This window comes from Herpetosiphon sp. (assembly GCF_003512625.1).
GTDB classification, from domain to species: domain Bacteria; phylum Chloroflexota; class Chloroflexia; order Chloroflexales; family Herpetosiphonaceae; genus Herpetosiphon; species Herpetosiphon aurantiacus.
On the sequence record NZ_DOPT01000071.1, the window covers coordinates 24,834 to 48,753 of the forward strand.

Consider the following 23,920-nt stretch of genomic DNA (forward strand, 5'->3'; position numbering starts at 1 on the left):
CTTAAACCTGTATTCCTATAGTTCGCAAGCGTTCACGCAAGCGTTTTTGTTCATCGTAATGGCCAAGACCTTGGCGCAATAAAAAGGCCGTATGCCAATGCTTGGCCGCATCATGGCGATCATTCCACTCATAGGCCAAATCGCCCAAACGCTCGCTGGCCAAGGCAATCCCGACTGTATCGCCCAATTGTTGGGCATTAGTCAGGGCAATATTGTAGTTGGTGCTGGCCGAGCCATAATCAGCTTGCGCCCGATAGGCATCGCCCAAGCGATTGTGCAGCATAATCTGGCCAACTCCAGGCGTGCGCCGATCCTCATATTGCAAGGCTTTGAGCAACGACTCAATCGCCGTTTGATAATCGCCGCGGGCATGGTGAATCACCCCAAGCACGGTGTAGGCGCGGGCGGTGCCAACCGCATCGTTTAATTTTTCGCGCAGCATCAGGCTTTCAGCTTGGCAACGCAGCGCTTGATCCAAATCGTTTAATTCGAGATACGAAAGCGCCAATTTTTCATGAACAATCGCCACGCCCAACGTGCCAGGCAGATGTTCCTCGATTTCTAAGGCGCGTGAGTAGTAATCGGCTGCTTGTTGGCCGGAACCAATCAACCGATACACATCACCAATGCTTGTGATAATTTTAGCGATTGTTAGCCGATCGTCAATCACCGCTCCGCGTGCTTGTGCGGCGTTATAGAGGTGAATTGCTGCGGTATGGTGGCCTTGGAGTTGCTCAGTTTTACCAAGATGCAACAAAGCTTCGGCCTCAAGCGGCACATTGTTGGTAGTTCGAGCCAAATCGAGCGCCCGTTTTAATGTTTGCTCGGCGCTGCTATAATCGCGGATTGCTCGTTGCGAACGCCCCAAGGCCACCAACGAACCACCCTCAATTTGCACCGATTGCGCGGCGCGGGCTAAGGTCAACAATTGCTGAGCGTAAAACAAGGCATCATCGTGATTGCCCGCCCAATCCAGCACCGTCCAAGCCAAGCTGTAGGCCCGAATCGCAAAATTAGCGCGTTGCTCCTCGGCCAAACGGTTCAGATATTCCAAGGCCCGTTCACACCAAACTCGCGCATCAGCAATATTATGTTGAGCAATCACCGTTTCTGCTTGATCAAGCGCAGCCGTAATTGCGGCGGGCCATTCACAGGCCAATGCTAAATGCCATGCCATAATTCCATCCAAACCTTCAGGCCGCCCTGTCTGTTCAGCGTAGAGTTGACGCAAGCGCTCTGCCGCATCACGATGAAATTGGCGATAGGCAGCATCAGCAATCATCGAATCACCTCAGCGCCGCCACCAACCGCTCGCCAACCACAACCCCATCGCCAGCTCCCAAGGTCAGCACCACATCGCCAGCCTGCACATCGCGCAGCAATTGCTCAAACGCTTGGTCTAAATCGCCGACTGCCAAGGCATTGGGATGTTGCATGCCAGCCACGATTTGAGCGGTTGGGTCGCCCTTGCTGGTTTCGCGTGCCCCATACACCGCGCCAATTCGCACCAGATCCGCCTGCTCAAAAGCAGTTTGAAAATCAGCTAGAAACGCTTCCAAGCGGCTAAAGGTATGTGGCTGAAAATAGGCCACAATTCGTTGCGCTGGAAAGCGCTTGCGAGCTGCCGCCAAGGTCGCACGAATTTCCACCGGATGATGTGCATAATCGTCGAATACGCGTACAGCACCAACTTGACCTTTTGGCTCGAAGCGTCGCGCTGCCCCTTGATAGTGGGCAATCGCTGCCACCGCTACCGCTAAATCAATGCCATAGGAATGGGCAGCGGCTAAGGCCAACAAAGCATTTCGCACATTATGTTCACCAGAAACCGCTAATTGCACCGTCATTGGCTCAGCAGCAGGGCTGATGAGTTCAAACAGCATGCCATCGGGCGTAGCTTGAACCGCCGTTGCTCGCCAATCGTTATGTTCAGTCAAACCACAACGAATCGCTGGCACATCAGCAAGCACCCGTTGCGTGCCCAGATCATCGCCGCACAACACCAAATGTTGTAGGCTCGGCTTGATGGCAAACTCACGAAAAGCTGCATCATACTCAGCTTGGCTGGGATAAATATCCACATGATCCCAATCGAGATTGGTGATAATGCCAATTGCTGGACTCAGGGCCAAAAACGTGCGGGCATACTCATCGGCTTCGAGCACCAATGGCCCTTGACCCCAAGCGGCACTCGCGCCTAAGGCTGGCACTTCGGCTCCAATCAAAAAGCCAGGCGTATAGCCACAATGCTTAAAAATAACCGCTAACATTGCGGTAGTGGTGGTTTTGCCATGCGTTCCAGTAACCGCAAGGGTTGGGCGTTCAGCGCTCCATTCACGCCATAAATCATGGCGGGTCAGCACCGGAATCGCCGCTTGGTGAGCCGCCACAATCTCAATGTGGTCAAGTGGCAAGGCCGAAGTCACCAACAGCCGATCAATCCCCTGCACATGGCTCGCGCTATGGCCAATTTCGACTGAAACACCATGGTCAGCCAAGCGGGTTGTAGCCGCATTGGCCGCCCGATCGCAGCCAGAAACCTGATCGCCACGCTCCAGCAGCAGCGTCGCAATCGAACTCATGCCTGAACCACCAATTCCAACAATGTGCGTATGCACCAGTGACTCCTTAAAAAAGCCAGATAAAAACAGCAGAAACGCTGAGATCGACGATTCCCAGCGTCCCCAAGGATTTTCAGAACATCGAACATCGAGCAGCCATTGAAACAATCTATGTTCGATGGGTCATGGTTCATCGAGTTGACAATGAATCGCGTCCCTCACCCCCTAGCCCCCTCTCCCGCACGCGAGGCGAGGGGGAATCGCTCTAGCAGTGCTCCCCTCACCCGCCGCTGTGGGAGAGGGACTGATGATTATTGTTAAGGCTATGAACATTACAGCTATGTTCTATGTTCTTTGCTCTATGCTCTTTAGCTTACTCCCGCATTTTGGGCAAGCGGAAGAAGGTCACAACCAAGACGACCAAAAAGAGCAAAGCAAAGATCGTCGGCAAATTGTCTTTCAAAGCATTGTCTTGCGAGATTGACGAGACGGTGATGCCCACGCCCTCATCAAAGGGCAAATTCGCGCCATCTTTGTCAAAGGCAATCCAAAAATCGAGTAAGCGTGAAAGCACAATATACGAATTGAGCACGCCTACGCCAACCCCAATTACCTGCCCACCACGACTGGTCTCCTCGCGGCTGCCAATTGCCGAGCCAATCACATACGAAAGAATCACCCCGATAATAAACGAAATTGCTCGAAAATTCTCGAAATTCTCGCTATCGATAAAGGGCGAACGTTCACCGCTCTCGCTGCCAAAAAGCGCATTAATAAACACCGCAAAGGCATTGACAATTCGATTCAACAGCCCTGCCATGTTTTCAGCAACCGTAGGGTTTGCGAACAGAACCAACGAGAAAATCAGCCCGACCGTGGTGATCGCCTCTTCCTTCCAGCCGCGTCGCCAGCCAAAGAAGCCTGCGATTGGAAAAATCACAAGCATCAAAAGCTGCAAAAAGCTAAACTGGATCGCTTGTTGCAAGAGGATCAGTCGAAACGACATACGCTTTAGCCTCCTCGGGCAAGCGCCAGCCATTCGCTGGCAAGCCGCGCCCCTGCATCTGGTTGGGCAAGGCTGGCACTGCGTTGCGCCATCGTTTGTAAGCGCAAAGGGTTGCTCAGCACTGCTGAGAGTTCGCGCCACAAACGGCCTTGGGTTGGCTCTCCAGAGCCTAGCATTGCTTCATCAGGAATGCTAATTGCTGCGCCGCGGTCGGCTAGGGCAGCAGCGTTGTATTCTTGCTTCACCATGGTCAAAGGCACCAAAATCGATCCAATGCCTGCGGCAGGAAGCTCGGCCATCGTCGATGCGCCAGCCCGACTTAACGCAAAATCTGCTGCGCCAAACGCTGTGCTCATCGAGCGTTCAGCATCCGCATGCAGATATGGGTAAAGATGATAACGGCTGGCTAGCTCAGGGCTGAGTTTGGCTTGAGCCTCACGCAGCCATGCTTCATCACCATTCCGTCCGCAAACATGCACGACCTGCGCTAATTCTAACAGATCGCTTAAGAGCGCGGCAACCGCCTGATTAATCGATCGTGCCCCGCGACTGCCACCATACACCAACAGCACTGGCAATCGATCATTCAGGCCAAATATGGCTCGACAGAGGGCTTTATTTTGATTAAACAGCTCACCACGCACCGGATAGCCAGTTTCAACCACCTTATGCGCAGGCAAGTAGCGCTTGGAGTCATCAAAGGTTACGGCAATGCGCGTAGCTAAACGGGCCAGCACCCGCCCAGCCCAGCCTGGCACAATATCAGGCAAATACAGCAAGGTTGGCACACGCTCAAGCGCCGCTGCCACAAATAACGGCACACACACATAGCCACCAGTGCCCAAAATTGCCGCAGGCCGTTCGCGTCGCAACAAGCTGCGGGCAGCAAGCACTCCTTTGATCAAAACCCCAGCATTTTTCACCATTTGCAATGGGTTGCGCCCGCGCATGGCCGCAGCCGGCAGGCCAACAAACGGAATTGTGCTTTCGCGCTGAACCAAATCGCCTTCCATGCCATCAACCGAGCCGATATAGCGCAGTTGCGGCTTAACGTTGGCGTTTATTGCGCCGACGTTGCTCGATGCGTTCGCGGGCAGTGCTGCCGTTGATTGGCTGGCTGACCAAGTTTTTGCGCTGTTTGGGCTTGCGCCAAGCGATAAGTCGCTTGGATTCGTCGGCGGGTTTGCGCCACGTTCCGCCGAGGGAGTTGCCGACGGCAAAGCTGCCGGATCGGTGATTTTCTTCAGGGCGCTGGCCACCGCCAAAGCCGGATACACGTGGCCGCCCGTGCCACCGCCGCACAGCATCAGCAGCGGCGACCACTCGCGGTCGGAGTTGGCCAATTGTGGGGATGGAGAGTTCATTGGTTCGTTCCTCAGCCCGTTTCAACGGCGCATAACGGGTTACACTCAGCAGCAAGCCCGCCGCAATCATGGTCATCATCAACGATGAACCACCATACGAAATAAATGGCAGGGTAATTCCAGTAAATGGGATCACGGTAGTCACCACGGCGATATTGATCAGCGCTTGCACCACCAACCACGTGGTCACGCCCACGGCAATCAAGGCTCCAAATGGATCAAGTGTTCGCGAGGCGATGCGGAAGCCGCGCACTGCTAACACGACAAACGCTGCCAACACCAAGCCAGCCCCGATAATGCCTAATTCTTCGCCAATCACGGCGTAAATCGCATCGGTATGGGCAAACGGCAACCAGAAGAATTTCTGGCGGCTTTGGCCTAAACCAACGCCCGTCCAGCTGCCTGAGCCAAGTGCATACAAAGCATGAATTGGTTGATAGCCACCATCACGCGGATAGCTGAAGGGATCTTGCCAAACCAACACCCGCAAGGCCCGATAACCTGCTGACTGAATTGCCAGCCAACCAACCACCGTGGTCATACTGGCGGCGATGCCCAAGTGGGTCAAACTTGCACCTGAGGTAAACAAAATCGCTGCGCTGATCACCACAATTACAATCGTGGTACTCATATTTGGTTGCAACAGCACCAAGCCCGCCAATAGCCCCAGCATAATCCCAAACGGCAACAGCCCCGTAACAAATTGGCGAATCTTCGAGCCACGCCGCGAGAGCCAGTCGGCAAAATAAATAATTGCCGCAAATTTAGCAATTTCGCTGGGCTGCATGCCAACTGGGCCAATATTAATCCAGCGACTAGCACCATTGACCTTGGTAATATGTTCGGGCAACAGCAAGACTAATAGCAGCAAAAAGAGCGTAATAAGCATTAAGGGCAATGAAAAACGCCGCAATTTACGATAATCAAAGCGCATGGTCGCAATCATTGCGCCAACGCCGGCAATTGCCCACATGGTTTGGCGCAACACCCAATAGACCGATGAGCCATATTCAGCATAGGCCACATAGAACGATGAGCTATAGACCATCACTAGCCCAAACGCAACCAAGCCGCCCACCAGGGCTAGCAACATTCCATCAGGTTTTCGCGGAACTCGATCGTTCATGCGACCTCCAACCGTCTAACGGGCATTTAACCAAGCTTGATAAAGTTCTTCTAAGAGCGCAACGCTTGTAGCATCGTTCATGCGTTGGTTATGCACAAACCACGTCGCAACCAGAATAAAGCCAATCGCGCCAACCACGCTCAGCCAGAGCAATGCTGATGGTGCTTTAGCCTCAATCCGCGGCTTAAACCAATCGGCAATATAGACTAAGCGTGGAGCCAAACCATAGCCCACCGCCAAGCCCATCAGCATCCCGCCAATGTGAGCATAATTGTCGATCACCGACGAAAACGATAAGCCAATGATCAAGTTAATCGCGGCTGTACCGACCATTTGGCGCAAGTTTTGGCGAGCAAAATCACCCAAGACACTGCGAGCCGAAAGGAAAAAGCCAATCAAGCAGCCAATCAGGCCGAAGATTGCCCCCGATGCGCCAATTGAAGGGCCAGTCAAACTGCCAAAACTATACGAAGCCCAAGCCCCGCCAATCCCCGCAATCAGGTAGATCACGCTAAACCGCAGGCTACCATAGAAGCGCTCAACGGTTGGGCCAAGCGCATACAGGGCATACATATTAAAGCCAATATGCACAATCCCGCCGTGCAGCACGGTCGCCGTGAATAAGCGCCACCATTCGCCGCCGATATCCATCAAAGGCGACCACTTGGCTCCAAGTTCGATCAAGACAAAGGCATCGCCTTCGGTATTGCCCATCACACTCATGCCCTGAAGAATACAGATCACAAACATAACGACGTTGATCGCCATAAACACCCAAGTAGCCCGTACTGGTGCATTGGGCAGTTGCACCATCACAGGTTGGCTGGGCGAATATTCAACACGCTCAGGTTGATAGCCTGAATAGGGATCTTGCATGGGTTGCCAATTTCTGAGCCAATTGCAGCAATCAAGCTCAATAGCGACGAAACAAGAACTTAGGCTTTTGGCAATAACCTTCAATCGCAGAACCTTCACTATCGTGGCTGGTTTCCAGCAATTGCGCTATAGCCCAATATTCCTAAATAATTTTTAAGCTTCCGTCAGTAGGCCAACAATTCGGCGAAATTCTTCGCCGCGATGAAATTCATTGCGAAACATGCCAAAACTGGCAGCGCCAGGCGAGAGCAACACGGTATCGCCAGCTTCAGCCTCGGCAAAGGCGGCGCGAATCGCTTGCTCAAACGATTGATAGCGCTCTTGCTCAGTACCAAGCGCCGCACTCAGGGCTGGCGAACCCGTGCCATCCAAGATAATCAGCCGTTTCAATTGGGCCGATTGTTGAATCGCTTCAACCAATGGTGTCCACGCCAGTTTTTTATCAGCCCCACCAGCAATCAAAATTACTGGGCTGGTCATCGAATTGAGCGCAGCAGCAGCAGCCGTTGGAGTGGTAGCAGCCGTATCGTTGATCAAACGCACGCCGTTGATCTCGCGTACCAACTCCATACGATGCTCAACCCCAGCAAAATGCTCAATGGCCTTGCGAATTGCGGCATCGGGCACGCCATAGGCTTGAGCCAAAGCCGCCGCCGCTGCAATATTCAAAGCATTATGTTGGCCTTGCAACTGACCCATCGGCCAGCCTTCGTTGCCATCAAACCAAATCACTCGGCCTGGAGCGTCATTGGCCCACGTATTGACAATCAGATCATGCTTAGGCAGCACTACCACATCATCAGGGCTTTGATACAGAAAAATTTGTTGCTTGGCTAATCCATAATCGGCCATCGAGCCATAACGGTCGAGATGGTCAGGTGACAAATTGGTGACACAGGCATACTCAGGGCTTAATCCGGCCTCGCCCAAGCCTTCCAATTGCCACGACGATAGCTCAAGCACCACTGGCGTTTTGGCAGTAATCCGTGGCAATTGTTCCAAAGCCGAAACCCGCAAATTGCCCGCAACCACCGTATCAGGATAAACCTCGCGCAACATCGCCCCAGTCAGGGTAGTGGTGGTGGTTTTGCCCTTGGTTCCGGTGATGCCAATAATTGGCGCAGGGCAAAGCCGAAAGAACAGCGTCATCTCCATTTCAATCGCCACACCAGCAGCGCGAGCCAATTGCAAATAACGCGATTCACGCGGCACACCTGGGTTGCGAATCACCATATCGACCCGCTCAAAATCTTGATCACGATGCTCACCCAGCACAAATTCAACTGGTAAGCCTGCCAAAGCCTCAAGCGAGGGCTGCAAAATCTCGGCGCTACGGAGATCGGTCACAATCACATGGGCTCCTTGCTCAAGCAAAAAGCGCGTGACCCCTAAACCGCCACCATGAACACCTAAGCCCATCACCGTTATACGTTTATTGCGTAAATCGAGCATGCATTGCCTTACTTGCTAAGCACTTTGCTATTGAATCAAGCTAACTCTACCAGCAACCTTACGAACGCCCGTTAATTGCCGATCGGCGTTGGATAGGCCGTCGGCAACGGATCATCGGTCGTGGTAAAAGGATTATTGGGCGCTGTCGGCTGATTGGAACTGGTTTGTTGGGGCAAGGCTGGATTCAGCGCCAGCGAAATGCCGATCATCGCGGCAATAATCCCAATCATCACAAAACGCTGGACCACTTGCATCTCCGACCAACCTGCTAGCTCGAAGTGATGGTGAATTGGGGTCATTTTGAAAACCCGTTTGCCAGTGCCAGTAGTGATGCGGGTATATTTGAAGTAGTAGCGCTGAATCACCACCGAGGCAGCTTCGAGCACATAAATAATCCCGACGATTGGCAGCAACAACCACGCTTTGGAAATTAGCGCCACAATCGCCAAGGTCGCGCCCAAGGCCAACGAGCCAGTATCGCCCATAAATACTTGAGCCGGATGGGCATTGAACCACAAAAAGGCCACACACGCGCCCGAAACCGTAAACGAGTAGGTCACCAAATAATCGAAGCGATAGACAAAGGCAATCACGCCAAAAGCGGCAAAGGCAATCGCTGAAGTCCAGCCTGCCAAGCCATCCATGCCATCGGAAAAATTCACCGCGTTGGCCATCGCCACAATCAAAAAGGTCGCAATCGGAATGTACCAATAGCCAATATCGATCACGCCGACAAACGGCACGACCACCTCACCGCCATTATCCAAGCCAAATGGTGTGGGCAGATATAAGGCCAGTGAGGCAAAAAAGGCGATCATCACCAGCCAAACCATTTTGAAGCGTTCGGTCAGGCCAAAGGTTTTCGAGCGCACTTTGGTCAACGAAAGATAATCATCGAACGCGCCAAGAATGCCATAGCCAACCAGCGCCGCCAAGGGCAACAGCATCGACCAACGTCCAACCAAATTGAAAATCACCGTGATGATCACAACCGAGGCGATGATCATCACGCCGCCCATAGTTGGGGTGCCAATTTTGATCATGTGGCTTTGCGGGCCATCAACCCGAATCGCTTTGCCAATGTTATGAGCCTTGAGCCAGCGAATCCACCAGCGACCAAGCACTAAAGTCAAAATAAAGGCCGCTCCGGCCAACAACAACGCCTCAGCCAGTTTGAGCACCAGCGCTCGCTGAATCTCGATCACGACCTGTTCGTTATTCACGCCGTAGCCTCCGGCCTAACTTGCAAGGCATTTGCAACAGCTTCCATGGCAGCAGCACGCGATCCTTTGACAAGGACGTAATCATTCGCTTGGAGCGTCGATTGCAACGCCGCAATCAGCGCAGCTTTATCAGGCAGCACATGCACTTGTTCAGCAGGCAGGCCTACTTCAATGGCTTCTTCGCCAATCCAACGCGCTTTTTCGCCTACTACATATAATTGATCAACCACATCGGCGGCTCGCACCCCGACCAAACGATGACCCGATTCATCGTGCGGGCCAAGCTCGGCCATATCGCCAAATACAGCGATGCGGCGGCCTTGTAGTTCAGCCAATAAATTCAGCGCCGCAATGCAGGAAACAGGCGAGGCATTGTAGGTATCGTCAATCAGGGTTGCGCCGCCAACTGCTGGATATGAGAGCAAGCGCAATTGGGCGCTGCTGCGCAACCCTTGAATCAGCGAATCCCATGAAAGCCCTAACACAATCCCGACTGCTGCCGCCGCCAAAGCCGTGTGCACGCTGTGCAAGCCAATCAAGGGCAATTTGATATGCCATTGTTCGCCACGATAATGGGCATCAAAGCCAATGCCATCGAGGCCACGGCTTTCGATGTTATCGGCCCACAAATCGGCTTCAGGGTCAAGCCCATAGGTAAAAACTTGGGCTTTGGTCACCTGTTGCATCGCCCGCACCCGCTGATCATCGTAATTCAGAATCGCCCAACCATCGGCGGGCAAGGCTTGCACCAATTCGCTTTTGGCCTCGGCCACATTCTCGATCGTGTGCATACGCTCCAAATGCGATGCGCCAACGTTGGTCACGATGCCAATTTGGGGCTGGGCAATCGTTGTTAGCAAAGCCAGATCGCCTTTGTTGTAGATGCCCATTTCGAGCACTGCAATCTGATGTTCTGGTTCAATTCCTAACACCACCAAGGGCAAAGTATTTTCGCTGTTGTAGGAGCGTGGGCTTTTGTGGGTGCGCATGGTTGGTGCAAGCATGGCCGCTAGCACCTCTTTGGTCGAGGTTTTACCAACGCTACCCGTAATCCCCACCACTACCAAATCCTGCTGTTGACGATAGCGCGTCGCCAACCGATGCATCGCAGTCAAGGTCTGATCAACACTAATCAGAAAAAAGGCATTGGCTGGCGCTTCATTGGCAATCTGGCCTTGATCAGGGTCGAGCAGCACAAACGGTCGATCCAAACCAAGCTGGCTGGGATCAGCCAAACGCCCGCGTTGGACTAAAGCCGCCCGAACGCCGCGTGCCGCCGCTGCCGCAATAAAATCGTGGCCATCGACCCGTTCGCCCTGTAAGGCCACAAACAAACCATCAACGCTGGCTTCACGCGAATCGATGCAGGCACTGCGAATTGGCAAATTGGCGAGGGCTGCGGGCAATTGCAGGCGTGGTTCGCTGGCAATTTTCACCCCATCAACGACCGTTTGTAAGGTTAGCATAGGCCTATCTCAAAGCCATGGGTTGCATGGCGCTAATTCATTGCTTATTGGGCTTTTTGGCATTCATGCACCAAATCAGGGTTGGGCGGAATTTGATAATGGGTCAGCAAGCGTTTGAACACGGCAGCATAGACTGGAATCGCCGATGTGCCCCAAATATCCTGGGTACGATCAAGCTTGACCAATACCGTAAAACGCGCATCTTCAATCGGCCCAAAGCCCATCACTGAGCCAATCGTGGCATTTTCGTAGCCACCACGGCCATCGGGAATTGAGCTTGTACCAGTTTTAGCCGCAATATTGTAGCCAGGCACCAAGGGCACACCGCCATTGCCTTGGCGATCGTAATAGCCATTACATGCCGTCCACCACATCTTTTCTTGAAACGCATAGTTATTGTTGGCCGCTCGCACCATCATTTTGGCCACATCCATCGCAACATCAGCATCGATGACTTTGCGCAACACTTTTGGCTCAACCTTGTGACACTCGCCGCGCTCACACCATTCTTGAATTATGTAGGGCTGCATCAAGTTGCCACCATTGGCAAGCGCCGACATCGCCCGCACATGTTGCAGCGGCGTGACGGCAATCCCTTGGCCGTAGCCATTGGTTGAAAGCACGATTGGCCGCCAATCAGCGGTTGATTCAGGCCATTGCACAATCCCAGCCTCTTCGCCACCCAACTCAATTCCAGTTGGCTCGCCATAGCCAAAATCATGCAAGCCTTGATAGAAGGCTTGATCGCCCGCCATTTCGGCATATTGCAAGGCTCCCACATTCGATGAATACAAAATCACATTTTCGGGAGTCATCGGCGAATGGCCATTGGAATCAAAGTTGGCGCAGCAGCCAGGCGCACGGGCAATAAACCCAGGGTCATCAACCACACTATTGACCGTAAAGGCTTTGGCTTGTAATCCAATTGCCAAATTAATCGGTTTGAAGGTTGAGCCAGGTTCGTATTGATCGGTAATCACCGAGTTTTTGTTGTAAATTTCTGGTTGATATTCGGTATAACGATTGGGATCAAACTTGGTGGAAGTTGCCATGGCCAAAATCGCGCCAGTTTTGGAATCCATCACGGTGATTGAGCCGCCACTTGCGCCATGGTTGACTAAGGCATTTTGCAATTCTTCTTCGGCAATATGTTGGGCAGTTGGATCAATCGTCAAAGTGATGTCAGCGCCATCGCGTGGCTCTTGCACGGTTGGCGGCTCGATCCAAATCGAGTTCGAGGCCGAATCGATTTCGGCTTCTAAAGAGCCAGCGACCCCAGCTAACAACGAATTGTTATAGCCCTCAACCCCGCTAATCCCAACATTTTCGTAATTGGCAACCCCAACCACATTCGCCGCAAATGTGCCTTTAGGGTACACCCGCACTGGCTCTGGATTAAGCGTTAGCGCGGTATTTTTGAGCGCCCGAATTTGCTCGCTGACCTCAGGGGTTAAGCGCCGCGCCAAGACCACATATTCGCGATTTTTGGTCAGCAGCAGTTGCTTGATTTCGCTAGGGGCTTTGCCAATCAACGGCGAAAGCAACAAGGCCAAACGATCCGATTCATTCGGGTCGGTCGGGTCATCATCGATATAAGGCGGAGCAACGCCGAGCGTATCGCGATCGACATTCATTGCCAACACACTGCCAGTGCTATCGCGAATGATGCCACGGGCAGGCTGAATTGTGCGATTTTGGCGAAACTCACTCTGCGCCAAACCCGAAAGCTGATCATGGCGTTGAATTTGCACTTCAAATAATTTATGGGCATTGGCTAAAGCAAACACCACACAGATCAGCAAAATTGCGTTGATCCGCCAGCGTGAGAGCAATGGTGGGTTTTGAGGAGTTGGAGCGGTACGTGAGGCCATGCAAGTTCCTCCAAGCAGCAAAGGCTGGAACGGGCGCTAACGAGCCTGAGCCGTCCAACGATGGTGTGGTAGTTCGATAATCAGATATTCGGCTTGGCTTGCGTCAATTGGCTTGAAGCCCAAGGCAGTTGCCCGCTGACGCACAACCTCAAGCGATTGCGATTGTTCAATCTCATAGAGCAACTGGTTATTCTCGCGCTCTAATTTCGTCTGCTGCACTTCGAGTTGTTCGAGCCGAAAACCCAGCGCGGCAATTCGCCCAGTTTGCGCCAAATAGAGCATACACATTAAGGCCACCACCACCGCCAAGGCGATCAGCACGCTAGCGCGACGTTGACGGGTTGATTGGCTGGTGCTGCGATTACGGATGGCACTCAGGCCACCTATTGATTGAGATTGAACCGCCATCAAGCATCCTCCGACAGTTGAGCTATGGTTAAGACGCAAGCGTCTTGGTTAATCGTCGTTCGGCAACCCGCAATTTAGCTGAACGCGCCCGCGGGTTGGCTTTCAATTCTTCGGGTGTGGCCTCAATTGGCTTGCGGCTCAGCACCTCAAGCGTTGGCACATAATCGCAATCACGGCCAACCGGGTAGATACACGAGCGTGGGCCAGTGTTGGCAGCACAATTATGCGGGCAGGCCAAAATTTCAAGCTTGGCTGGAATCAAACATTCACTAGCTTGATCGCGCATCCATTCTTTGACAATCCGATCCTCTAAAGAATGGAAGGTGATCACGGCCAAACGCCCACCTGGGGCTAATAAATTGGTGGCCGCTGCCAAGCCTTCGCGCAACGCCCCCAACTCATCGTTGACCGCAATCCGCAAGGCTTGAAACGTTCGGGTAGCGGGATGGGTTTTGCCAGCCTGACCACCCACAGCACTTTTGACCAAACTAGCCAATTGAGCAGTGCTGGTAATTGGGCTTTTGCTGCGTTGCTCAACAATCCGCCGCGCAATCCGCCGCGAAAGGCGTTCCTCACCATATTCATAAATCAAATTAGCCAAACTGGTTTCATCAAGCTGAGCAATCAAATCGGCAGCACTTTCGCCGCGCGTCGGATTCATGCGCATATCCAACGGCGCATCATACTGAAACGAAAAACCGCGTTCGGGTAAATCGAGTTGCGGCGAGGAAACCCCAATATCGAGTAGAATACCATCGACTTGCTGCCAGCCGTGTTGGGCGGCGAGGCTAGCCATTTGGCGATAATTGCCATGGACAATCGTCGCACGCTCGCCATAGGGGGCAAGTCGTTCACGCGCTGCCGCCAAGGCCATGGGGTCTTGATCGATCGCGAGTAATCGGCCTGTGGGGCCGCTGCCTTCCAAGATACCGCTGCTATGGCCCGCCCAACCAAGCGTGCCATCGATATAGCGCCCATCTGGGCGTAAATTCAAGGCTGCCAGTGCGGCATCATATAAAACTGGAATATGCATACTCACCATCAAACAGCCTAAATCCCAAAGGCGGAGACATGCTCAGCCAAGGCAGGCGCTTCATCGGCAAAACTATCGAGCACCGTTTGCCAGCGCTCAGCCGACCAAATTTCAATAAAACTATCCATGCCCGTAACCACCGCTTGGTTGGTAATTGTGGCATACTGGCGTAAGTTGGGGGGCAACACGATTCGGCCCTGTTTATCGAGGCCCAAATCGCTAGCGCCAGCAAACATCAAACGGCGCAAATTGCGAGCCGAAGGCTGAGTAATTGGCAGCGCGTTAATCCGAGCAGCCAATTCACGCCAAACTGGCATGGGGTAGAGCAGCAAATTTTGGTCGAAACCACGGGTCAACACCAGACCCTCGGCCAAACCAGCCCGAAATTTTGCTGGAATCGCCAAGCGGCCTTTTTCATCAACCGTATGTTCATATTCGCCCAAAAACATGGCATGCTCCCACTGTCAAGGTTTTTTCGCTCAGATGTTCGCCTACAGAATTCCCCACATTCCCCCACTTTGCCCCACTTCGATCGCCATTATAGGCCATGGATTAGGTTTTTTCAACCGCAGGCCATGGCCCAACATGACAAATCGCTAACAGAATTCAGCTCAAAAGGCTTGACGAAGGCTGTTCAAATCTGCGCTAAAATAGGCCCAAAGCATCAAGTTAAATGCCAATTTTGCGCTTGACGCTAGCATGCTCATCGCTATAGAATGAGAGAGCATCTTCCTGAGACGAGGCTCACCATGACAAGGCCGCTCTTGCTGAGTTTTTGCAGTGCGACCATAACCGCGCTCTTGTTTGGATTGGGTTGGCTAGCCAATCTGCCGATGCCTTGGATTTTAGCCTTAGGGGTTGTGCAAGCAGGCATTATGTGGTGGCGCACACCATGGGCTGTTGGCAGTGCCATCAGCATGGCGCTCATCGCATGGTTTGCGGGCATTAATCAGGTTGGGTGGCTAGCACTGTTGGTTGGTGGTTGGTTGGCTCAAGGCGGCTTGCCAGCCCTCATTTTTATTCTGTATCGGTATCCCTACGATATGTCGCGCGAATCGGCCCTGAATGGTTTTTTGGCCAGTGGGGTGTTGTTCAACACGGCGATTAGCGCATTTTGTATGAGCATTGTCGGCTGGCAAGTCGGCTGGATCGAGGAACATTCGTTGGTGGTAACCACAGCATTGATGTGGCTCACCAATAGTTTGGGTTCGTTGATCATCACCTTGCCAATGCTGCGTTTAGGCACGCCATGGCTCTCAACCCGTGGCTGGTTTGGCACGCCCGCCGCTTTGCAACGCAGCATTCATCGCAGCACCATCACCCGTAGCGACGTATTGCAATTGATCTTTATGCTGACCATCGTCGGCCTGATCGGCTGGGGTATCGATCGGGTTGCCTATATTCCTGTGCAATTTTTAAATGTGTTGTTTCTCTTGCCAATCGTGGCCTTTACTGCCCGCCATGGGTTTGATGGCGCATTGCTCTCGGCCACAGGCAGTATGTTAATCGCACTCTCATTTTTCCTCGATGAAACCAGCCGCATGCGCCGCGTTGGCACGATGGGCAACGACCGTGTAGCCTTTGCTAGCATTGTTTTTGAATTAGGCGTGTACTACTTAATTAGCATGATCGGCGGTTTATTAATTGATATTCAACGCGCCGAAAAGCAACGCCTCGCCATGCTGAGCCATGTCAATCGGATTTTCAACCAAGCGCAAAAAGAAGATTTGCTTGATCAATTGGTGCAAACGGTCTGTGAAGCGCTCCAAACCAACGTTGGAATTATGTTTCAATATGATGCCCACAGCCAAAGCCTTAAGCCGCTAGCCTGGCAAATGCCCAAAGATTGCTCAATTGATGTGATCGCCACCGCGCTATTAACGTATTTTCCCGATTTGAAACAGATGACCCAAACCTCGGCCAGCGCCTACCATCACAACGATCGTAATGCAGCCACCAACACCAGCGCATTTTGGCTCGAAACTGGCTTAGTATCGGCCTTACTCATCCCATTGGTTGGACGCAACGGCACCTTGGGCTTGATGGCGCTGTTTGATCAACGACCTGAGCGCTATTTTGGCCGCAGCAATATCAATTTTGCTGAAGCAATTTGTTCGCAAGCAGCGATCGCCCTCGAACAACGCGATTTGATTACCACGCTCCAGCAACAAACCGAGCAACTGAATGCGGTTTCGAATATTACCGCCACACTCAACGCAACCCTCAACCTTGAAGTGGTTTGCCATCGAATCGCCCAGCAAATCGAACGGGTCGTGCCCTACGATTGGGCTTGTGTGGCCTTGGCAACCGAGCAAACCCGCTTTTTCAGCGTACTGATGAAAACTGGCCGTGCCGAAGTTGACCTGCTTGATAAAACCTTGGTGCTTTCACAGGAAATTTGGCAGGATTTTGGGCCGATCGATGCGCCGCCCTATCGCATGATTATGAATTCATCGCCAGTTAGTCGCGCAGCGGAGTTGCGCCAAATTGGCTTGGCGGTAGCACTGTTGGTTCCATTGCGCCGCGATGATCGCTGGCTGGGTGTGTTGGTGCTTTCCAGCTTTGATCCTGATGCCTTTCCACCAGCACACCAACAGTTGTTGCAAATTTTGGCGCGACACATGGCCTTGGCAATTTCCAATGCGCAACTGTACCAGGAGCTTGAGCAAGCCTACCGCGCCAAACAAGAAGCCCAAGATGTGTTGCTGCAAACCGAGCGCTTGCGGGCTTTGGGTGAATTATCGAGCGGGATCGCCCATGATTTCAACAATTTGATTGCGGGAATTTTGGGGCACACCCAATTATTGCTGATCGAAGCGCCCGAGGAGCAACGCGAAGGCTTGGCGGTGATCGAACAAGCAGCGCGTGATGGTCGGCATATGGTCGAGCGGATTCAGCAATTTACCCGTGCTCAGCAGCCCGAAGATCATGAAATGGTCGATTTGAATACAATTATTAATGATGTGATTAAGCTGATTCGCCCACGTTGGCGGAGCCGCCCTGCCAGCACCATGATTCAAACCCGCATTGAAAAAGGCCAAATTCCATTAATTTATGGTTCACCTTTTGCCTTGCGCGAAGTGCTAACCAACGTTGTACTGAATGCGACCGATGCCATGCCCAAAGGCGGAATTTTGACGATCCGCACCGAGCAAGTTGAGGCTGATGTGATTATGGAAGTCAGCGACACAGGCATTGGCATGGATGAAGAAACCCAAATTCGCATGTGGGAGCCATTTTTCAGCACCAAAGGGGAGCATGGCACAGGCCTAGGGCTTTCGATGACCCATGCGATTGTGGTGCAGCATCATGGCGGGCGGGTCGCAGTGCAAAGCGAAGTAGGTACTGGCAGCACGATTTCGCTGGTGTTCCCAATTCCGCGCCCCGAAAGCTCCAACGACCCCTTGCAAGTTGGGGGAGCACAAGCCTTGCAACGGGGCACAATTCTGGTGGTCGAGAGCGATACGCGGGTCCAATCGGCGTTGGCGGGCTTGCTCGAAAGTTTAGGGCACACGGTGGTTTGCGCCGATAGCGGCACCTTGGCGCTCGATTTGGCCTATGCCCGTGATTTTGATGCCTTGATTGCCGATAGCGGCCTGACCGACATCAATGCTTGGGATTTGACCGAACTGCTGAAAACCCGCGACCCGCTGTTGGTGGCCATGCTGTTGACGGTTTGGAATGCGCCCGATCTTGATACTCGCCGCCATGTGTTTGATGCAGTGCTGCCCAAGCCATTTGAATCGCAGGTGTTGGGCGAAACCATCGGTTTTTTGCTGAATAATCGCGCCAAACTAGCCAATAATATGGAGAACTAAGCATGAGTTTGCATCCCCAAGCAGTCCATTTTCCCATTGCACTCTTGCTGGTTAGCTCAATTTTGACCCTCTGGAACGAACGCCGCCCGCACCACGAGCTGGCGATTACCGCTCGTTGGTGCTTGAAAATCGGCTGGTGGAGCAGCTTGCTGGCAGTAATGACGGGTATTTTAGCCGCCGCCCTAGCCTTCGATCAGATTCGCCAGCAATTGACTTGGATCAATAGCCACGCAGTGGTTAGCCTTAGCTTGGTGGCGGTTTATTGGCGTTTAGTGTTAGGCAAGCCATTGCCTGCCGCCGCCCAAAAGCGCCGTCATCTGCTGGGAATTGGGCTAATCGTGCTAGCAGGTTGGCTTGGAGGCCAATTGAGCGAGCGAATCTAAACATTTTCAGCGTTGAATCTTCATCGATCCTTCATCGCCACCCACGAGAATAGCTCTTGCAAAGCGGAAAGTTCTTAGCGACGAAGGAGCAGCAACGATGGATAATGATGATATTCCAGTAGGCCGAATTTTAAGCCGCCGCGAGGCGCTCAAGCTTTTTTCAGCGGTTGGCGCAGGCATGATGTTGGCCGCCTGTGGGAGCCAAAACTCAACTGCGACCACCGCACCAGCAGCCACCGCCACAACTGGTACAAGTGCCGCAACCGCCATACCAACTGCAACGACTGCCGCAACCAGCATTGCCAGTTTGCCATCGTGTGTGGTCAAACCAGAGATGACAGTTGGGCCATATTTTGTCGATGAGCAACTCAATCGCTCGGATATTCGCAGCGAGCCATCGGATAATTCGCTACGGGCGGGCGTGCCGCTGACCCTCAATATCAACGTTTCACAAATTAGCAGCAGCGCTTGTACGGCCTTGGCAGGGGCGATGGTCGATATTTGGCAATGCGATGCAGAAGGAATTTATTCGGGGGTGACTGATGCAGGCTTTCAAACTGAGGGCTTAAAGTTTTTGCGCGGCTACCAAATAACCGATTCTAATGGCGATGCCAGCTTTACCACGATTTTCCCAGGCTGGTATCAAGGGCGCACCGTGCATATTCATGTCAAAATTCGCACCACCAGCAACACCAACGAAGCCTATGAATTTACCTCGCAATTTTATTTCGATACCGCCTTGACCAATGAAATTTTGGCGAATGCACCCTACAAAGCTGGGAGCCAACGCGACACCACCAACGAAAACGATATGCACTACGCCAATGGTGGCGAGCAAATGCTGCTTAGCTTAACCAAAACCAACGATGGCTACACCGCTGGCTTTCCAATCGCGCTCGATTTGAGCGACGCTGAAACTGGCCAAGCTGATCGGTTTGAGCAAATGCAAGCGCCGCCACGCTAGCGTTCCCTCACCCCCTAGCCCCCTCTCCCGCCAAGCGAGCGAGGGGGAATTATTGCATCATGAAGCGTGGCACTCCCCTCGCCCGCCGCCGTGGGAGAGGGGTCGGGGGTGAGGGCATACCATTCATTGCCAACTAAATGAACCGTTACACCAATAGCCAATAGCCATGGTTGCTCTGCGCCTCTGCGTTAAATTCATAATTTCTTTCTGGCCCCTGACCCTACTTCCTAGCCTCAACTCTCTGCGCCCTAATCCCTCAACTTACCCTCGCATCGCCCGATAATAGCCAATATAGTCATCAACCGAATAGCGCTGAATGACTTGGGCGATCACATCGGGCAGCAAATCTTCGAGTTTACGAAAGCGCAAACACGATTTGCCCATATCGAATTTTTTGCCTGCTTGGCTAAATTGCTGCTGCAACCACGCCGCATAGGGTTCATCGTAAGCAACAGGCATTAAATATAACGAATTATAATTTTTCTGGGCAGCCAAAGCGATATAGCTCAACGGTTGGCGATTGTAGGTATTGGGAAAGCGCTCCAAGGGTATTTCATAGCTCAGCATACCCCAATTGCAGGTTTCAACATAGCCCTCGGGCAAATGCTGCAAGATCAATTGGCGCACTGGCTCGATCACACTGTAGCGCTCAGGAGCCAACTCTGCCAGATATTGCTCGACAGTCGTAGCTTTGCTTTGCATCGATCACCTCCATTGATTGATAGCCTGTTGGGCTAAATTTAAATAGCGTTGATAATTGGCTTGAGCCGTAATCAACCAAGCTGGCGGGCGTTGTACCAACCGTTCATCCAAGCCACGTGGCACTTCATACAGGTATCGCTGCCAACGCACAACCCACCAAATCAGCATCAACGTGCGATAAATCTCAATTCGCTGGACAGCCCGTGGGTCGTCGCCAAAGCCACAATAGGCCTGCACAAACCACGACCAATGCTCAGTCGGCACCTCAGCATAGGCCGGATGGGTCATCAGATCAACAATATCAAAGTTTGGATCGCCCCAGCCTGCATTTTCCCAATCGACTGAGACAAAACCTGTGGGTGTTACCAAAAAATTACGCCAATTGCTATCAACCCGACACAAACTCATTGGCGGGCTAGGCAACTCGGGTACAGCCCAAGTTTCTAGCCAGATTAATAGATTTTCGAGCGTAATCGGCAATTGATCAGTCGGAATTTTGGCGCAATGTTGTTCGATCAAAGCCTTGCCATCAGCAACACTGGTCATATTGAGGGTTGCTTTGGGGAGTTCAAATGTGGCTGACGTTTGGGTTATTTGGCGAAGCGCCCAGTAGTGAGCAATTAAGCCTTGCCATTGAGCCGAATCCTGGGGAATGCTCGTCAACGCTGGAAAATCGAGCCATGTTTGCACGACAACTGGCTGGGCAAAATTGGCTTCATCAAGCCAAACTGCCTGCGGAGCCAGCAAATGATTAAACTCAGCTACTATCTGGAGTGATTGATATTCACGCCATGCGCGGCGACGCTCATCACGAATCGTCCACTTAATTGCATAATCGGCATTGGTGGATTGCGCCCGATAGACCCGATTGTTCGCGCCACCAGCAATTGGAGTTAACTGCCAATGCTGCCAACGGGTTGGCTCGACCAACGATTGCTTGGCCAAATATTCGAGCACTTCGCGCAAGCGTTGATCCATAACTAACCTGATTGTGCAGCAGTAACACGGGGCACAGCCAATGCCTGGGCTACCTTGACAATGTTCAATTCGCCATAGGTTTCGCGCACAAAACTGATTAATTGCTGAGTATGCTGGAGTAATTGAGCATAACGAGCATCGCGCAGCCAAATTGCATCGAAGAATTGCGAGGTTTTGTCGTAAAGCTTAAACAATTTGGTCAAATCGCTGCGCTGCCACAGATCACGCATTTCATGATCAAAATCATCGAAAGTCATTTCTTGAACGAGCTGACGCACTTGTTCGGGAGTGTTCTCCAGCAAATCGGCATTGGTATCTTCAAGTAAATCGTGCCAGAGCAGCACAATCGATCCCACCCGACGAGTAGTTTCAGGCAACAAGGGTTCGGCCAAAATCGTCATGGCACACCAAATTGGGTGCATGGCATATGGCGTGCGACCATCCCACAAACGCACTTGATTTTGCGGTGTTCGTGCTTGAAATGTATGCGCTTGAATGGTATGGGCGATCGCCGCCGCTAATTCCGTTGCCCAAATTTCAGTTTCAGGGTTGATACAAACCCCCTCGCTTAGGATAAACGGCGATTCAAGGCGCGTTCGATCCCGCTTTGTAAATTGCTCAAGGTCACAACATCGCCCAAACTAATGCCCAAGCTAACCAAGGTTTGAGCAATTTCTGGGCGAATTCCGGTTAATACCACCTCAGCGCCCAGCAAACGCACGGCCCGCGCCGCCTGCAACAAAGCACTAGCAACTTGGGTATCGACGACTGGAACCCCAGTTAAGTCGAGAATCACCACGCCAGCGTTCATTTGGCTCACACCTTGCAGCAGCGATTCGACAATTTGGGTCGCGCGTGCTGAATCAATCGAGCCAATCAGTGGCATAATCACCGTGCGATCGTTGATTGGGATTAATGGCGTGGAAAGTTCGCGGAGCGCGGCAGCTTGAGCTTCGATAATTTGGCCCTGCATTTGTTCGCGCATCACTTCAGCTTGTTTGCGTTCAGTAATATCTTGCACCAAGCCCAACATGCGAATTGCCACACCATCGTTGTTTGGAATAAAGAACCCACGATCTAAGAGCCAGAGCCAATGACCAGAATGATGTAAAAAGCGATATTCAACCGCATAGGTACTGCAATTTTCTTGGGCAATTTCGAGCAAGCGCAAGGCTTCGGGGGCATCGTCGGGGTGTAAACCAGCAGCCCATGCATCAAGGCTCAGGCTAAATTCGGCCTTGGGATAGCCCAAAATCTTGGTGACCGAATCGCTCCATTCAATTTTATTGTTGGTCACATCGTAATCGTACATCACCAACTCGACGGTTGACATGATCAGATCGAAGCGTTGCCGCCAATCAAACAATTCTTGGGCAATTTGGCGGCGCTCGGTAATATCGAAAAAGGTGGCGATGGCATATTCAATTTGATCATTGGGGTCGTAAATCGGGCGGGCATAAACCTCAATTGCAGTTGCAGGCTTATCGGCATAGCGAAATTCAAGATCATCAAGGTGCACCATTTCGCCCTTGAGGGCGCGTTGGGTTGGCAATTCTTCGCGCGGATAGAGCGTTTCACTGCCAATTTTGTAGGTGCGATAGGTCTCGGTTTGCTGGCTGACTGGCAGCATCACATGTTGGCCGAGCAACTCTTGGGCTTTGGCATTGGCATAATAGGGCTTGCCATCAGGCTCGACCACATACAAACCAACGGGAGTCGCATCAAGAAACTGTTGCAAACGATTTTGCAGACGGCGCAACGCAGCTTCATTTTCGCGTTGCAAGGTAATATCCATCAACACGCCATCCCACAAAATATCACCAGCCTCGGTGCGAGTTGGCCGCGAAGCACCGCGTACCCAGCGCACAACACCATCGTAGACCACACGGCCTTCCCATTGCCAAGGTTCGAGCAACTGGCCCGATTCAACAAACGAACGGATAAATTCTGGCTGATCTTCGGGATGCACCCAGTTATAGAGAGCATCGCGCTCCGAAGTCAGGCGTTCTGGCTCGATGCCAAAGGCTTGGCGAATGCCCTCGCTCACATAGGGAAACTCGCTTGTGCCATCGGGATGCAGCACAAACTGAAAAACCATGCCAGGCACATTCGAGATAATCCGCGAAAGTCGGGCTTGGGTTTCCGTCAGTGAGCGCGAAGCTTGGGCCGCACTGGTTACATCGCGCAACACTGCCACCAAGCCAATGACTTGGTTAGCATCACGCACTGGTTGTTTGATGCTACGGGTGGTAATCAACGAGCCATCGGGCGCATTTGAGCGCTCCTCAAACTCGCTACCAAGGCCACTACGTAAGACTTGGCGATCGTGGCTTTGATATTCTGAGGCATAGGCATCATCGCCCGAACGATCATCGGCTACATGAAACTGCTCAAGCGGCAAGCCAAACCATTCGCGAAAAGCGCGATTGGCATACTCAATCGTGAGATCAGCATTTTTAAACACAATCGCATCAGGCACCGTGTCGAGCATGGCCTGTAAAATACGATTTTCACGTTCAAGCTGAGCCAGCCGAGCAGCTAAATCGACAGATGAAGGCGGGTCTTGGGCCATAGCTGCACTCCTAAAAATCCTTTGGCGATGGGCGCAAACGCGGAAGTAGCTTAATTTTACCATAGACGTTTAGGCGAGGGAATAGTGAGAACCTCAAAAGGCAAAGGGCAAAAGGCA

At 52.3% G+C, this 23,920-nt stretch carries 19 protein-coding genes and 1 pseudogene; 3 read left to right on the top strand and 17 right to left on the bottom strand.

The window, feature by feature from the left end; genetic code table 11:
• Nucleotide 1: 1 nt before the first annotated feature.
• The 13 genes and pseudogenes from DEF47_RS15715 to mraZ all read right to left on the bottom strand — a co-directional run bounded on the left by DEF47_RS15715 (nucleotide 2) and on the right by mraZ (nucleotide 14,835).
• Nucleotides 2-1,282: a tetratricopeptide repeat protein gene (locus tag DEF47_RS15715; RefSeq protein WP_012191040.1), complete on the bottom strand. Its 1,281-nt coding sequence runs from the start codon at nucleotides 1,280-1,282 to the stop codon at nucleotides 2-4.
• Between the two features lie 4 nt (nucleotides 1,283-1,286).
• Nucleotides 1,287-2,618 (bottom strand): UDP-N-acetylmuramate--L-alanine ligase, encoded by a 1,332-nt coding sequence (gene murC, locus DEF47_RS15720; RefSeq protein ID WP_012191041.1) that lies wholly within the window; start codon nucleotides 2,616-2,618, stop codon nucleotides 1,287-1,289.
• A gap of 316 nt (nucleotides 2,619-2,934) precedes the next feature.
• A complete protein-coding gene (locus tag DEF47_RS15725; protein WP_012191042.1) occupies nucleotides 2,935-3,567 on the bottom strand; it encodes a hypothetical protein in 633 nt (210 codons plus the stop codon).
• A gap of 5 nt (nucleotides 3,568-3,572) precedes the next feature.
• Complete coding sequence (locus DEF47_RS15730) at nucleotides 3,573-4,931, bottom strand: UDP-N-acetylglucosamine--N-acetylmuramyl-(pentapeptide) pyrophosphoryl-undecaprenol N-acetylglucosamine transferase (protein ID WP_502697254.1); 1,359 nt, start codon at nucleotides 4,929-4,931, stop codon at nucleotides 3,573-3,575.
• A gap of 43 nt (nucleotides 4,932-4,974) precedes the next feature.
• Nucleotides 4,975-6,057: pseudogene (gene ftsW / locus DEF47_RS15735) on the bottom strand (putative lipid II flippase FtsW); the annotation flags it as partial.
• Between the two features lie 15 nt (nucleotides 6,058-6,072).
• Nucleotides 6,073-6,933: a rhomboid family intramembrane serine protease gene (locus DEF47_RS15740; RefSeq protein WP_012191045.1), complete on the bottom strand. Its 861-nt coding sequence runs from the start codon at nucleotides 6,931-6,933 to the stop codon at nucleotides 6,073-6,075.
• Between the two features lie 153 nt (nucleotides 6,934-7,086).
• Nucleotides 7,087-8,385 carry a UDP-N-acetylmuramoyl-L-alanine--D-glutamate ligase gene (gene murD, locus DEF47_RS15745; protein WP_012191046.1) on the bottom strand — a complete coding sequence of 433 codons (1,299 nt, stop codon included), beginning with the start codon at nucleotides 8,383-8,385 and terminating at the stop codon, nucleotides 7,087-7,089.
• 71 nt (nucleotides 8,386-8,456) lie between these two features.
• Nucleotides 8,457-9,587, bottom strand: a complete 1,131-nt coding sequence (gene mraY, locus DEF47_RS15750; RefSeq protein ID WP_353845074.1) for a phospho-N-acetylmuramoyl-pentapeptide-transferase — start codon at nucleotides 9,585-9,587, stop codon at nucleotides 8,457-8,459.
• A gap of 17 nt (nucleotides 9,588-9,604) precedes the next feature.
• The gene (locus DEF47_RS15755) at nucleotides 9,605-11,074 is read right to left on the bottom strand and encodes a UDP-N-acetylmuramoyl-tripeptide--D-alanyl-D-alanine ligase (RefSeq protein ID WP_012191048.1); all 1,470 of its coding nucleotides are present in this window, start codon (nucleotides 11,072-11,074) and stop codon (nucleotides 9,605-9,607) included.
• Nucleotides 11,075-11,118: 44 nt separating this feature from the next.
• Complete coding sequence (locus DEF47_RS15760; protein WP_012191049.1) at nucleotides 11,119-12,945, bottom strand: peptidoglycan D,D-transpeptidase FtsI family protein; 1,827 nt, start codon at nucleotides 12,943-12,945, stop codon at nucleotides 11,119-11,121.
• Between the two features lie 36 nt (nucleotides 12,946-12,981).
• Nucleotides 12,982-13,353, bottom strand: a complete 372-nt coding sequence (locus DEF47_RS15765) for a cell division protein FtsL (RefSeq protein ID WP_012191050.1) — start codon at nucleotides 13,351-13,353, stop codon at nucleotides 12,982-12,984.
• A gap of 28 nt (nucleotides 13,354-13,381) precedes the next feature.
• Nucleotides 13,382-14,395, bottom strand: a complete 1,014-nt coding sequence (gene rsmH / locus DEF47_RS15770) for a 16S rRNA (cytosine(1402)-N(4))-methyltransferase RsmH (RefSeq protein ID WP_012191051.1) — start codon at nucleotides 14,393-14,395, stop codon at nucleotides 13,382-13,384.
• A gap of 8 nt (nucleotides 14,396-14,403) precedes the next feature.
• A complete protein-coding gene (gene mraZ / locus DEF47_RS15775; RefSeq protein ID WP_012191052.1) occupies nucleotides 14,404-14,835 on the bottom strand; it encodes a division/cell wall cluster transcriptional repressor MraZ in 432 nt (143 codons plus the stop codon).
• 300 nt (nucleotides 14,836-15,135) lie between these two features.
• Here mraZ and DEF47_RS15780 point away from each other — a divergent pair, with 300 nt between their 5' ends.
• From DEF47_RS15780 to DEF47_RS15790, 3 genes are all read left to right on the top strand, one after another.
• The gene (locus DEF47_RS15780) at nucleotides 15,136-18,204 is read left to right on the top strand and encodes a GAF domain-containing protein (RefSeq protein WP_012191053.1); all 3,069 of its coding nucleotides are present in this window, start codon (nucleotides 15,136-15,138) and stop codon (nucleotides 18,202-18,204) included.
• Between the two features lie 2 nt (nucleotides 18,205-18,206).
• On the top strand, nucleotides 18,207-18,587 hold the full coding sequence (locus tag DEF47_RS15785; RefSeq protein ID WP_012191054.1) for a DUF2231 domain-containing protein: 381 nt from the start codon (nucleotides 18,207-18,209) through the stop codon (nucleotides 18,585-18,587).
• 97 nt (nucleotides 18,588-18,684) lie between these two features.
• Complete coding sequence (locus DEF47_RS15790) at nucleotides 18,685-19,551, top strand: intradiol ring-cleavage dioxygenase (RefSeq protein ID WP_012191055.1); 867 nt, start codon at nucleotides 18,685-18,687, stop codon at nucleotides 19,549-19,551.
• 261 nt (nucleotides 19,552-19,812) lie between these two features.
• On the opposite strand, the gene DEF47_RS15795 is transcribed toward DEF47_RS15790, so the two are convergent.
• The 4 genes from DEF47_RS15795 to DEF47_RS15810 all read right to left on the bottom strand — a co-directional run bounded on the left by DEF47_RS15795 (nucleotide 19,813) and on the right by DEF47_RS15810 (nucleotide 23,803).
• Nucleotides 19,813-20,253, bottom strand: a complete 441-nt coding sequence (locus tag DEF47_RS15795; RefSeq protein WP_012191056.1) for a DUF1801 domain-containing protein — start codon at nucleotides 20,251-20,253, stop codon at nucleotides 19,813-19,815.
• A 3-nt stretch (nucleotides 20,254-20,256) separates the two neighbouring features.
• On the bottom strand, nucleotides 20,257-21,231 hold the full coding sequence (locus DEF47_RS15800) for a phosphotransferase (RefSeq protein ID WP_012191057.1): 975 nt from the start codon (nucleotides 21,229-21,231) through the stop codon (nucleotides 20,257-20,259).
• Nucleotides 21,232-21,233: 2 nt separating this feature from the next.
• Nucleotides 21,234-21,686: a hypothetical protein gene (locus DEF47_RS15805; RefSeq protein WP_287045225.1), complete on the bottom strand. Its 453-nt coding sequence runs from the start codon at nucleotides 21,684-21,686 to the stop codon at nucleotides 21,234-21,236.
• Between the two features lie 113 nt (nucleotides 21,687-21,799).
• Entirely contained in the window at nucleotides 21,800-23,803 is a 2,004-nt protein-coding gene (locus tag DEF47_RS15810) for a PAS domain S-box protein (protein WP_012191059.1), read from the bottom strand.
• Between the last annotated feature and the right edge of the window lie 117 nt (nucleotides 23,804-23,920).